16 protein-coding genes are annotated in these 12,775 nt (G+C 42.4%); 3 read left to right on the forward strand and 13 right to left on the reverse strand.

Annotation, left to right across the window (positions count from 1 at the left end; genetic code table 11):
* Positions 1-232: 232 nt before the first annotated feature.
* The gene (locus HY960_11670) at positions 233-607 is read right to left on the reverse strand and encodes a caspase family protein (GenBank protein MBI5216401.1); all 375 of its coding nucleotides are present in this window, start codon (positions 605-607) and stop codon (positions 233-235) included.
* Positions 608-1,232: 625 nt separating this feature from the next.
* On the opposite strand from HY960_11670, the gene HY960_11675 reads away from it, so the two are divergent.
* From HY960_11675 to HY960_11685, 3 genes are all read left to right on the forward strand, one after another.
* The gene (locus tag HY960_11675; protein ID MBI5216402.1) at positions 1,233-1,694 is read left to right on the forward strand and encodes a PIN domain protein; all 462 of its coding nucleotides are present in this window, start codon (positions 1,233-1,235) and stop codon (positions 1,692-1,694) included.
* Positions 1,684-1,857: a hypothetical protein gene (locus tag HY960_11680; protein ID MBI5216403.1), complete on the forward strand. Its 174-nt coding sequence runs from the start codon at positions 1,684-1,686 to the stop codon at positions 1,855-1,857. The genes HY960_11675 and HY960_11680 overlap by 11 nt, the downstream gene beginning before the upstream one ends.
* An 86-nt stretch (positions 1,858-1,943) precedes the next feature.
* Complete coding sequence (locus HY960_11685) at positions 1,944-2,138, forward strand: DUF2283 domain-containing protein (protein ID MBI5216404.1); 195 nt, start codon at positions 1,944-1,946, stop codon at positions 2,136-2,138.
* Positions 2,139-2,770: 632 nt separating this feature from the next.
* Here the strand turns inward: HY960_11685 and HY960_11690 are convergent.
* The 12 genes from HY960_11690 to HY960_11745 all read right to left on the reverse strand — a co-directional run bounded on the left by HY960_11690 (position 2,771) and on the right by HY960_11745 (position 12,766).
* Positions 2,771-4,408 (reverse strand): methylmalonyl-CoA mutase family protein, encoded by a 1,638-nt coding sequence (locus HY960_11690; protein MBI5216405.1) that lies wholly within the window; start codon positions 4,406-4,408, stop codon positions 2,771-2,773.
* A 126-nt stretch (positions 4,409-4,534) separates the two neighbouring features.
* On the reverse strand, positions 4,535-6,970 hold the full coding sequence (locus HY960_11695; protein MBI5216406.1) for a DNA internalization-related competence protein ComEC/Rec2: 2,436 nt from the start codon (positions 6,968-6,970) through the stop codon (positions 4,535-4,537).
* Positions 6,971-6,985: 15 nt separating this feature from the next.
* Entirely contained in the window at positions 6,986-7,906 is a 921-nt protein-coding gene (locus HY960_11700) for an alkaline phosphatase family protein (GenBank protein ID MBI5216407.1), read from the reverse strand.
* Positions 7,907-8,356, reverse strand: a complete 450-nt coding sequence (locus HY960_11705; protein ID MBI5216408.1) for a D-tyrosyl-tRNA(Tyr) deacylase — start codon at positions 8,354-8,356, stop codon at positions 7,907-7,909.
* The gene (gene prmC / locus HY960_11710) at positions 8,353-9,243 is read right to left on the reverse strand and encodes a peptide chain release factor N(5)-glutamine methyltransferase (protein MBI5216409.1); all 891 of its coding nucleotides are present in this window, start codon (positions 9,241-9,243) and stop codon (positions 8,353-8,355) included. Before prmC ends, HY960_11705 begins: the two co-directional genes overlap by 4 nt.
* A 1-nt stretch (position 9,244) precedes the next feature.
* Positions 9,245-9,433 (reverse strand): type II toxin-antitoxin system HicA family toxin, encoded by a 189-nt coding sequence (locus HY960_11715; GenBank protein MBI5216410.1) that lies wholly within the window; start codon positions 9,431-9,433, stop codon positions 9,245-9,247.
* On the reverse strand, positions 9,434-9,661 hold the full coding sequence (locus tag HY960_11720) for a type II toxin-antitoxin system HicB family antitoxin (protein MBI5216411.1): 228 nt from the start codon (positions 9,659-9,661) through the stop codon (positions 9,434-9,436).
* A 60-nt stretch (positions 9,662-9,721) separates the two neighbouring features.
* Entirely contained in the window at positions 9,722-9,943 is a 222-nt protein-coding gene (locus HY960_11725) for a type II toxin-antitoxin system HicA family toxin (GenBank protein ID MBI5216412.1), read from the reverse strand.
* Entirely contained in the window at positions 9,943-10,158 is a 216-nt protein-coding gene (locus HY960_11730; GenBank protein MBI5216413.1) for a type II toxin-antitoxin system HicB family antitoxin, read from the reverse strand. The genes HY960_11725 and HY960_11730 overlap by 1 nt, the downstream gene beginning before the upstream one ends.
* A gap of 65 nt (positions 10,159-10,223) precedes the next feature.
* Complete coding sequence (locus tag HY960_11735; protein ID MBI5216414.1) at positions 10,224-11,966, reverse strand: PP2C family protein-serine/threonine phosphatase; 1,743 nt, start codon at positions 11,964-11,966, stop codon at positions 10,224-10,226.
* 3 nt (positions 11,967-11,969) lie between these two features.
* A complete protein-coding gene (locus tag HY960_11740; GenBank protein ID MBI5216415.1) occupies positions 11,970-12,395 on the reverse strand; it encodes an ATP-binding protein in 426 nt (141 codons plus the stop codon).
* A gap of 23 nt (positions 12,396-12,418) precedes the next feature.
* Entirely contained in the window at positions 12,419-12,766 is a 348-nt protein-coding gene (locus HY960_11745) for an STAS domain-containing protein (GenBank protein ID MBI5216416.1), read from the reverse strand.
* Positions 12,767-12,775 lie beyond the last annotated feature (9 nt).

Raw genomic sequence — 12,775 nt, forward strand, 5'->3', positions numbered from 1 at the left:
GGAATTTCTTGCACGGTCGTATTTGACCATGCGACACATCCCGCTCGGTGTGTAGCACAACAGAAGGACTCGCTCAATAGATACAGAAGACTTGTTCAAGGATTGGCACTCGTCAAGAGGGCAGGGGTGTGCTTTATTTAAAGGATAACGGAGTTCTCTTTTTTTGAACATCGTTCGTTCTCGTTCCTCTGTTTTATTTCCTCATCCACCATTTCATAGGTGTATCTAGTTCTTACTTTTCACGTATTTGTTGGATTTGCCCCTCATAATTTTCCATGTCGGATTTTAGAAAGTATCCCACATCACCTCTCCTAGATCGAATAGTAAAACCGTGGCCCGCAAAGAAGAATAGAAGCCTATCATCAGGGACAGTTCCTTGAGAGGTAAACGACATGAAACTATCGATAATTGAATCATGAGTTGCCTTTTCGTCAAGAAGCAAGTGAATATTGGATTCGCTAAAACCAAATTGGTTCTTAAGCAACTCCGAAACAGCGATCGCATCGTTTACTGCATATCTCAAAGGAGGTGCTGACGGATATGAATTAATACCTATAACAAGTGCGTGACTACTATTGTAATTGGGATGCAAAGATTGAGTATCCAAATCTGTTCTCCGAGATCTATTTAAAAAGTAAGACGGTGGTAGCGGTTGACTTAGTACCACAACCCCCACAGATTCGTCCATCCACCAAAATTGGCATGACAGACGAACCTATGGTTAGTGTATTTCGTTTTTGGTTTATCATTTATTTATATCATCACCATCACACTCAACTCCAGAACCAAGCCTACTTCTACGTCGTCAACGATATAGACGTATCTGTATTTCCGTAGTTCCGGTACTCCGGCGATGAGGTTTTTAGAGCTGAGTTGTGAAATATTTTTTCCTCATGTGATTCGTGTGAACATAGTTCGATTGTATCGTTGCGTGGTTCCCACTTTTTTCTTTCCTGACTGCTTTAACGAAGCAGGCACCTTTTTCTGGATGCAATGGTAAGGAGTATTTTTGAAATAAGCAAAATAAAGGATTATTTCATCTCGTTCCCACGCTCCCATCATTTATCAGGTCAACGACCCGCTGTGGTGGGCGTGGGAATGTTGCATCAGACACTTCGCGCGTATGAACTAAAACGTTGGGAAGAAGGTGAACTTGCAACCACCTTAAAACGAGCAATAACTTACCACACATTTTTTGTTTTTCACACCGGAGGGGAGTACATTATTCCTGCATGAAGCAAAGAATTTACATTGACACGTCTGTTATTGGCGGTTACTTCGATGACGAGTTCAAGGAAGCAACACAACGATTGTTTCTAAGATTTGAAAATGGTGAACTGAACTTTGTTGTTTCAGACCTCCTTGAACTTGAATTAATCAATGCACCCCAACATGTCAGGCAATTGTTACTCCGGTACCCGAAAGGCACATTTGAAAGAGTAGAGATTACGGAAGAAGTCGTTCGGTTAGCAGATATGTACATTACCGAAAACGTTGTAGGGAAAACAAGCATCGAAGATTGCCGGCACATTGCTCTTGCGACAGTGAACAACGTTGACGTGTTGGTAAGTTGGAATTTCAAGCATATTGTCAATCTTGATAGAATCAGAGGATATAATGCCGTAAATGTGAAACACGGTTATCCGATGATTGAAATCAGAAGTCCAAAGGAAATTATTAACTATGAAAACTGAACAGACAACAAAACAATTTGATGCCGTAAAAATGATGCGTGATATTCGAAATAGGATAGATGAAGAAACGAAGGACATGGCGTTTGAAGAGTTCAAAAAATATATATCTGAGAAACTCAGAAATAGTGAACTAAAAAATTTAGGACGAATCACTTCTCATTAGAGCAAAGCCGCATCCACGACAACTTGAAACAAGAAAAATAATTACCGTTATTGAAACATCTAAAGTAAAAAAATATTTAGAACGTTATGCCTAAAATTCAATACGACCCGGAAGTCAAAATTCTCAACATTCGTCTTCGTGAAGACAAAAGTGTTGATAGTGAAATCAAAGAGAATGTTGTTCTCGACTATGACGCGCAAGGTCATATAGTGAACATCGAAATAATGGATATTAACATTGAGGACATTATCAGAAATGTTCACGAACTAGAAAGCGCCTAGGTTTAATGTTGTGTCGGAAGTTTATTCTCATTACAACGCCCTCCGTTGTAATGTAATCTCGTCTGGAATGGAGTTACACTCCCGACCAACAACAGGTCAGGAGTGCAACTCCTTCCCAGTATAAAAACTAGAGCCCTTTTTCCTTTCAGCAACTATCGTGGAGTGGACTCCAATCTTCCTTTCCCAAAAGTATTTTCAGAATGTCCTGACGAGCCAATAATTTATCCATATCCTTTGAAAACAAATTAAATCAAGCATATTTTGTAAAACATAGTACTATTTCGGTCAGAAACAGCACTATTCTGGTACAACACAGTACTATTTTGGTGGGAAATAGTACTATATCTGTGGAAAATAGTGCTATACTTGAGGAAAATAGTACTATTTCGGTGGGAAATAGTGCTGTGTTGGAGGAAAATAGTACTATGCCGGTGGGAAATAGTGATGTGTTGGAGGAAAATAGTACTATGTTGGTTCGAAATACTGCTATTTCAAAAGGAGATAGTTCAATACCGAGAGAACTTCAATCAATTTCAAATTACCTCGGCGAGTGTTCATCAGGTCGGAAGGGAAGCCCTCATGGTACATGAAGTTCCTGCAATCAGAAATAAGAAATCTTAAATCAGAAATCCTCAATATTCTCCCCACACACCTCTCAAAGCATCCGAAATTTCCCCCAGCGTACCATACGCTTCAACGCATGAGAGAATATGTGGTAAAACATTCTCGCTTCCGTTCGCTGCTTGCTTCAACAATTGTAAAGAAACATTCACTTGTTTGTTATCTCGCTGTTGTCTTAAGGCTGTTAACTTTTCACTTTGAACTGAACGTACCGTTTCATCCACTTTGAATAACGGAGGTTGATTCGTTTCCTCAATTGCGAACTCGTTCACACCGACAATTATTTTCTCTTTCTTCTCGATTGCTTTTTGATACTCGTATGCGCTCGTCGCGATTTCCGTTTGATAATAACTTTGCTCGATTGCTTTCACCGCGCCGCCGAGCGATTTGATTTTATCAAGATATTCCCACGCACGTCGCTCTACTTCATCCGTCATCTGTTCAAGAAGGAAGGAACCACCGAGCGGGTCAACCGAATCCGCCGTGCCTGATTCATGTGCGATGATTTGCTGAGTACGGAGAGCAATCCGCACTGATTCTTCCGTCGGTAACGCAAGCGCTTCATCCCTGCTGTTGGTGTGGAGCGATTGACATCCCCCAAGCGTTGCCGCAAGCGCCTGTAACGTAACACGCACGATGTTGTTATCAATCTGTTGCGCGGTTAATGTCGAGCCACCGGTTTGCGCATGAAATCTGAGTTTCATGGATTCGGGATTCGTTGCGCCAAATTGTTCCTTCATAATGTTCGCCCACATCCTCCGCGCCGCCCGAAACTTGGCAATTTCTTCTATGAAATTATTGTGCGCATTGAAGAAGAACGAGAGTTGCGCTCCGAACTTGTCCACATTCAACCCCGTATCAACCGCTGATTGGACATACGCTATCGCATTGGCAAGCGTAAATGCAACTTCCTGAACCGCTGTCGAACCTGCTTCACGAATGTGGTAACCGCTAATCGAAATTGTATTCCACTTCGGAAGATGTTCCTCGCACCAACTGAATGTATCCGTTACGAGCCGCATAGATTGCTTCGGCGGATAGATGTAGGTTCCTCGCGCAATATATTCTTTCAGGATATCGTTCTGAATTGTGCCGGAAAGTTTCTTCAAATCAGAACCTTGCTTCTTCGCAACTGCAACATACATGCAAAGCAATATTGCTGCAGTCGCGTTGATGGTCATCGAAGTCGTAATTTTGTCGAGCGTGATTCCATCGAACAATGTTTCCATGTCCTGCAAAGAATCAATTGCAACGCCGACCTTCCCGACTTCCCCTTCAGCGAACGCGTGGTCAGAATCGTAACCCATTTGTGTCGGCAAATCAAATGCGACGGAAAGCCCGGTCGTTCCCTGATTCAACAAATACCGGTACCGCTTGTTTGATTCTTCCGCACTTGCAAATCCCGCGTATTGCCTCATCGTCCAAAAGCGACCGCGGTACATTGTCGGATAGACTCCGCGAGTGAATGGATACTCACCCGGAAATCCAAGTTGCTTTTCGTAATCGGCCTCCGATGGAAGCGCGAGCCGTTCAATCTCAATCCCTGAGTCTGTCTGAAATTGTTTCTTACGTTCACTTGATTTCTTCAAGACAGGTTCAAGTGTTACGTCTTCCCAGATTGTTTTCTTTTTGTTTAATGATTCGTTCATAGATGTTTTATTTATTCACCACGGAGTGCACAGATGTTACCACAGATTTTCACTGATATTGAATCTGTGTTTTTCCGTATCGAATCCGTTTAATCGGTGGTAAAATAATCAATCCTCCCGCATTATTCAATCTTCTCTCCACTGAATTTCTTTCCACGACTGACCATCGGATTCTAACACGATGGCTCCCATTTTGTCCGTTCGAAAAACCTTGCATCCTCCATCCTGAAATCTTTGAATCACGGTCGGAGACGGGTGCTTGAACTTGTTTTTGTTTCCGACAGAAACAAGCGCAATCTGCGGCGTAACCTTTTCCAACAATTCTTCCGAACTGCTTGTGATGCTTCCATGATGTCCTACTTTGATGACATCGCAATCAAGAAAATTATCAAACGCAGCAGTGATCTCTTGCTCAGCAGGTTCCTCAGCATCGCCGGAAAACAAAATGCTCGTGGTTCCATATACGAGTTTTATGACAAGTGAGTGATTGTTCAGATTCTCTTCGAACGAATTCTTATCATCGAATGGATGAAGAATGTACAATCTTACTGATGAATCTACCGTGACGATATTTCCTGCAAGCAGTTTCTTGGACTCAATCTGTAATGAATCCGTCAATCGTCCAATCTCTTTCACAAGTTTGGATTCGCTCTTCGCACCACATTCGTAAATTGTTCCAACCTCAATTGCTCTCAGCAACGCAGGCGTTCCGCCAAGATGGTCGGCGTGCGGATGACTGATAAACAGCGCGTCAATCTTCTCAACTCCGATTCGTTTCAGAAAAGGCGCAATTGTTTTCGTTCCTGCATCCCGTTTGCTGTCAATCGGTCCGGCATCAACCAACATTGTCTTCCCGTTCGGAAGTTGCACAACGATTGCATCTCCCTGCCCGACATCAAGCATCGTTATTTTCAGAGAAGAATTTGATTCTGCAAAAAGCGACGAGTAAAGAACGACATTGGCAATCAACAAAAAAGAAATTATTCCGAGCCTCCTGACAAGCGGACGATGAAATTCAAGCAAGAATAAAATTACGGCAAACATTCCTACCGCTTGAGGGAAACTCAAGTTTATTTCAACCACGCTGAATGGTAAGTTTCCGCCCCATTCTGTAAATCGAAGGAGAAACCAACTAAACGCATACGCAACCGTTGCATACATCGAACCAAGCCAAGTCGAAATTGCCGCCATCAAAACAACGGCACAGCCCAATGCAAGAATAATTCCTGAAACAGGAACTGCAAGCAAGTTCATCGCAATTCCGACGATGGATATTTTGTGAAAGTAATACGCTGTGAGTGGAAGCGTTCCGATGGTTGCTGAAAGTGTAACTGCCGTTGCAAGAAGAATGTACTTTCTAAAAAAAGAATTTGCCCGAAATCGTTCCGGCAATGTATTGACTTGTCGCTCTAACTTCGGAAGAATGTATGCAAGCGAAAGAACCGCAACGAATGAAAGTTGAAACCCGACATCGAACAGCCATCGCGAATCAATAAGTAAAATGACAAGTGCGGCAACACCAAGTGCGTTCAATAAACTGGTTCGTTGTTCAAATATTTTCGCCCCGATAAACACACATGCCATGATAACAGCACGGGTTACCGATGCTTCAGCACCTGTCAGAAAAATAAAAAAGACAAGACTGAGAACGGTCAGCACTCCAATCAATGAACGCGGAAAACGGAACAGAGAAAAGACCGACCAAAACATTATCGCCACCAAACCGACATTCAAACCTGAGACTGCGAGGATGTGCATTAATCCCGCATTCGTGAACGCGAGTTTGATTGACGGGTCAATCTCGCTTCGCTCACCGATAACCAAGCCCTTGACAAGTTTTGCTTCTTCGCCGCCAATGAGCGAATCCATCGTCGTGCTGATCCAATCTCTGAACGGATGAATCACTTCAGAAAGAATCCATGTTCCCGTTTTTTCGCCAAGTTGTATGTTGCTGTCAGTCCGGACATACACTTGCGCATAAATTCCTTGCAGTTTGAGATAGTTCCGATAATCAAATTCTCCGGGATTTCTTGCTCTCGGCGGGCGTTTGAACATTCCGGTTAGATTTACCTTTCTTCCATAAGAAAGATTTTCGATTACATCTTTTGAAATGTTTTTCTTAGGAATCGAAACAATCGCATCTCCATCAACTTGTTGTTTCAACTTGAAACCTGTAACCTGCAACCCGTAACCCGAAACCATCAGCGTTTCCGTCTCAATCCGAAGCGAGTAATACTCTCCTTTCGAAACAGCCCGTTCGTTCACAACTCCGACAAGCGTTGCTTCCTGTTCTTCCTCAGTAAGAAATCGCTCGATCGAATTATTCGGTTGATATTTTGCATCGAACGAGATTTTGAACATCCCGAACAACATTAAACTAAAAAGAATAAAGAGCGAAGTGACACTCTCTTGTGGTTTGAACTTCAAAAAGAGGATGGAGAGCAGAGCAAGAATTGAAAGTCCGGCGATGAACCACCACAAAGAAATGTTCAACTGCCAACCGATGAGAATGCCAACAATAAACGGAACACATAATTTTATTGCAGGATATCGGTCAAACATTTTCCTCCCTTCTTCTTATGCCATTATTTCCAACAATGAAGGAACAACGTGTGTCAGATTCTTCACTGACGACGTCAGTTCCTTGTGCCGTTTACCATACGCCAATAACGGAACAGGATTTCGCGTGTGAGTTTTCGTTGACAAATCTTCGAGGTTTCCATGGTCGCTTGTGAGGAAAAAAAGATTTCGTTCTGCATCAAAGTGACTGATGATTCCCTCCAACAAAGCATCCAACAATTCCAACACTTCAATAGCTTGTTGCATTGATTGATTATGACCGATGTGGTCGGTGTAATAAAATTCAAACAAGGTGAAATCGTACTCATCGGAAAACTGAGCGAGTCGTTCGCCTGCTTCTAGGGGAGTCAGATTCGGCACACTCGGAAATCCCTGAACATTCCAACGCTGACTCGTAATATCGGCAGAAAGCGCGTCGCCGCGAGCAAGGACTTCATGTGTGTTCAAACTAAATCCTGATGACAGCCAAGAGTACGTTATTGCTGTCATCCTCATTTTTGTAGAATTAATGTATTCGAAATATTTTGGAGGGAACGCGTTAGCGTAGAAAACTTTCTTTTCTTTATCTGAAAGCGTTTTGAAAATGTTTTGTTCCTGAATAATCGGTTTCAGAGTCGAGTAAGGATACGGTCCAAAATGTTTGCCGATAAACTTCGAGGCGTTCATTCCTGTCATCAACGCTGTTTGTCCGGTCCCACTTTGTGGTAATCCCTCAACGCCAAGCGTCGCATTGATTGGAACGAGTGAAGTGACCGAGTTTGAAAATGATGAACTGTGCAACGAAGGAATATTCCCGTCAAGAAGCGTGTTGAGTGTTTTTAGATTCGCGGCAAAGAACGGATTGATGTTTGCATCCTTCTTCCCAATTCCAACACCATCAAGAAAGAGCATCAAGACATGGGGAGATTTCTGTTTCATTCACGATTTGTCTTCAAGCATTACCGTAACCGGACCGTCGTTGACAAGTTGGACATCCATCATTGCACGGAAAACTCCCGTCGCCACTCTCGCATCACCGATTTCATGACGAAGAAATTTCACAAACTCCCCGTACAATGCTTCTGCCTGTTGTGGCGGAGCGGCATCTACAAAACTCGGACGATTTCCTTTTCGTGTGTCCGCATACAATGTGAACTGAGAAACAACCAACACTTCTCCGGAAATATCTTTCACAGAAAGATTCATTTTCTGTTGAGCATCTTCAAAGATTCTCAAGTCCGCGCAGCGTCGTGCTAAATAATTCGCCGCTTCGGTTGTGTCTTTGTGTGTCACTCCCAGAAATACTAACATTCCTTTCCCGATGTTATTGTGAAGTGAACCATTGATGCTCACGCTTGCCGAACTCACCCGCTGTACTAATGCTCTCACGAATTTACCTTCTGTCCTTTGACAACTCTTGGTATTCGTTCTAAGTCCAACACCGCCTCAATGTTCTGAAACTTAGCTTCGTGCAAGATTGATTTCACATCTTCGCTTTGATTGTATGCAACTTCAAACAGGAGCCATCCGTTCGGTTTTAATAATTGATGAGAGAGACTCGTTATTGCTTTGTAAAATGTCAAACCATCGCTTCCATCTTTTAGTGCAAGATGAGGTTCAAAATCTGTAACTTCCTTTGAGAGCAACTCAAATTCCGAATTCGAAATGTATGGTGGATTGGAAACGAGCATGTCATATTGTTGACTGTCCAATTCGTTTTCATATTTAAACACATCACATTTCCTTAATTGAACTCTGTCAGAAACTTCATGCATATCAACATTTTTCCGGGCGACTGAAAGTGCTTCATCACTTACATCAATCGAATCAGCGTGTACTTTCTTTTGAAAGTGAACGATACTAATTGGAATATTTCCCGAACCCGTTCCAATATCTAACACCCGGATTTCTTCATTCTCTCTGCTTTTAAGAAGTGTTAATGCTTCGCTGACTAAAATTTCTGTTTCAGGTCGCGGAATGAGAACCTTCTTATCAACATAAAATTGCAGTCCCATGAAATGCGCTTCGTTGGTGATGTATTGAATCGGTTCGTGTTCTAATTTCCTTTTGAAAAGTTCTTTGAAGTGGGCAAGTTCCTCCTTCGACAACATTTTTTCAAACTGAGAATACAAATCAATCCGTTTGCATTTGAGAACATGACACAACAACAAATCCGTCGTCAGTTTCGGACTGTCAATCTCTTTCTCCTTCAAATACTCCACGGACCAATTTTGGAGAGAGAGGATTGTCCATTGTTGAGGGTTGGTTACTGACATATTAAAATTTGGGCTCTATCCCCGCTTGCTTACAAAGTTGATTTGCTGTTATACGGTCAATCGTTGTGTGCCGTTTTATTGGTATCGCTTTCTTTCCGTTAGTATAGATTGTGTGCTTTTTACCTTCCCTCAGAAAAGAATACCCGCTTTCTTCAAAATGTTTGATAATGTCGCGCCTCTTGACTGACATTTATACTAATTCACCTTCAACAGGAAGTTGTTCGTAGATTCCACCACCAACTGGTATTTCTTTCCCGAGTTGGTTATATGCGAGCACCATCTCATTGAGTGCATCCGAAAGTAATTCCCGACATTCTTCTAAAGTACTTCCTTCTGTAATAACTTCGGGCCACTCCACTAATTGCCCCATGTACCCTGACTCAATATGTGTGTATTTTGCTGTAAATGATTTCATGATGTACTTCATTATTTCGAGGATAAGATAGTAACCGAAAAGAGAAAAACCAAGCGATGTCTGTTACAGTAATTCGATAAACTCTTCAACTGTCATCCCTGAATTTCGAATCAATGACCGGAGTGTCCCCGTTGATAATTCTTTATGCTGAGGAATAGAAAGGTTGACACGCATACCCTGTTTAATCATAACAACATGACTCCCGACTTGTCCAACATTTTTCCACCCTGCTTTTGAAAATGCCTTCACAGTTTCCTTACCGGAAATATTTCCTAACCTGCCCATTACACTGCAACGACTACAGGATAATTAGTTTCATGTTGTTGAAAATTTGCCACTGCTTTTTGGTCTTCTGCCCAAAGCCATGCTGTAATTGCTTCTTTCACATTTTCTATGGCTTCTTTCTCATCCTTCCCTTGAGAAACGCAACCGGGCAATGCCGGACACTCTGCAACGACCCAACCATCTTCTGCTTGTTGTAATGTAATATGAAATATCATTTATACACCTAATTAATGTTGTTAAGAATACAAAACGAAATGAACAAATACAAGTAAATGACTGCTTAAATTCCTCTCACCACCACCATCGTAATATCATCATATTGTGTTGTTCCCGTACTGTGTTGCTGAACTGCGGCAACGATTTCGTTGAGAATCTTTTCTGCTGGTTCCGTTGCATTTGCTTTGATGACTTCCTCCAATTTCGGCTCGCCGAGTTCTTCTCCCTCTTTGCTCATTGCTTCACTAACTCCGTCGGTGAAAAGGATGAGCGCTTCTCCTTCGTTCAATTGCGCGGTTCCCTGTTCATACGGCATCATTGTTTTCATCACACCGAAAATTATTCCACCCTTATCGAGTCGCTCAAGTGTTCCATCCTTGTGAAGAATGTACGGAGGATTGTGTCCGGCGTTGACATACATAAGTGATTTTGTTTCGCTGTCAATAATTGCAAGGAAAAACGTAATGAATTTATCTGAAGTTGTGTTTTCAAAAATCAAATCATTTACTCGTGCAGAAAGTTCGGGGAGCGTTAGACCAAGTGGAACAAGCGCGTGAATTGCCGCCTGAAGATTCGCCATGAGTAATGATGCCGGCGTTCCCTTTCCCGATACATCTCCGATTGCCACAAGCACTTTTGTCTCCGACAAACGTATGACATCGTAATAATCTCCGCCGACTTGTTTGGAGGAAATATTTGTCGCCGCAATATCGTAATGCGGAATTGCCGGCAGAACGGACGGAAGCAATCCCTTTTGAATTTCTCTTGCTATCAGCAATTCGTCTTCCATCTTTTGTTTCTCGATTGCATCACGGAAGAGCCGGGCATTTTCAAGAGAAATCATTGCAAGATTTCCCAACGATGAAAGAAATTCCAAGTCGGTTTGCGTGTATTCTCCTCCCCTCATTCGTTCACCGACGCCGAGAATTCCCTTCACCTCGTTTTGAATTTTAAGCGGCACAAGCACCTGAACTCCCGCGTCTTTCAACATCGAACAAAATACTTTGTATGGCTTTTTCGTAAGTGATTCAATCAATGTCGGTTGTTGGATGGTAGAAATTGCTTCGAGACATAACGGGCTCAACTCTTTCTGTAACCGGGAAAGAACAACCTGCATCGCCCGTTCTTTTTTCAAACAAACAAAATAACGACTTGTTCCAACCTGACCGAGCAATGAAAACGAGAGCAACTTCAACAATCGTTCCGCATCAAGCGCCGCGTTGAATTCTTTGCTCATCTCGAACAACGTATTGAGTTCCTGCACCTTCCCGTCCAATCGGCGATTCACCTGCTTCACCTCTTCTATTATCAAACTCTTTTCAATTGCAGTTGCGGCAATGTTTGCCAATGATTTGATGTACGTTTCTTCCTTCTGCCCGAGTTTTTTGATTTTCTGCAACGGGCTGAATCCTGCAATACCAAAAATCCTTTCTCTCACGAGCAAAGGAATAAGCACAGATATTCCTTGTTCACGAAACAGTTTTAGCCACGGATATTTTCTTGCATCTTCGCGCTGAACATACACAATACGCTGAGGGATTTTCTTACAAACAATTTCCGTGTTCAATAACTCCGTATGTATTCCTTTAGTTGTTTTGACAGCAAACTTCTCTTCCTCTTTCTTCAACAAAATTATTCCCCGTGTGGAAAGGATTTTTCCCATGATGGTGAGAAGAAAATGTCCGAGGATGAAATTTAAGTCAAGAGAAGCGTTGACGATGTTGCTGAATTCAAAAAGCGCGGAAAGGTCAAACCGGTCGGTTTGTTGTCGGTCTCCTTGCGAAGAGGAGGGTGAAAGACGAGCCATACGTTATGCAGGTTTTTTGTCGGAAAGATATTTTACCATTCGTACAACATTATTTTTTTCATTTGATTTATACTCAACATTATCCATGAGTGAACGCATGAGATGCATCCCCAAACCGCCGCGACGAAAATGGGAAAGATATTCTTTCATGTTCGGCGATGGAATGTGCGCAGGGTCGAACGACTTCCCTTCATCGGAAATTTGTATCTCAAACGCTCCGTTCTTTTGTGAAACATGAATGACAATCTTTTTATCGGAAGCGTATTGGTACGCGTGCTTGATAACGTTCGTACACGCTTCATCCACAGCGAGCGAAATCATTCCCACCATTTCTTCGTCGAATCCGAAATCACGCGCCAAGCCAGCGACGAAATCACGTGCTTCGCGAAGGTGTTCAGTTCGACTTTGTATGATTAACTGTTCTGACATTGTTTACATGGTTGATGAGAATTCTATGCGCCGAATTTTTTTACTGCGTCGGTTTCTTCCTGCGTGATGTCGTACAGAAGCGGGAAGCCGAGCAAATCAAACACGTTATAGACTTTCGGCGTCAGGTTCGAGAGTTTGATATCGCCCGAATTTTTTCTCACTTCTTCAATGAACATCATAAACACGCCAAGCCCCGCGCTGCTGATGTAATTGAGATTTTTGCAGTTTACAACTATTTTAAATTTCTTGTCATCTAATAATTTACTGAACGCGGATTCCAAATCCGGCGCAGTGTGCGCGTCAAGGTAGCCTTTTATATCAACGACATGTATATCGTTGATGTTGCGTACGTTAAGTTTGAAATCACTCATACATAATTC

It is taken from the genome of Ignavibacteriota bacterium (genome assembly GCA_016212665.1).
Lineage (GTDB): Bacteria > Bacteroidota > Ignavibacteria > UBA10030 > SZUA-254 > FW602-bin19.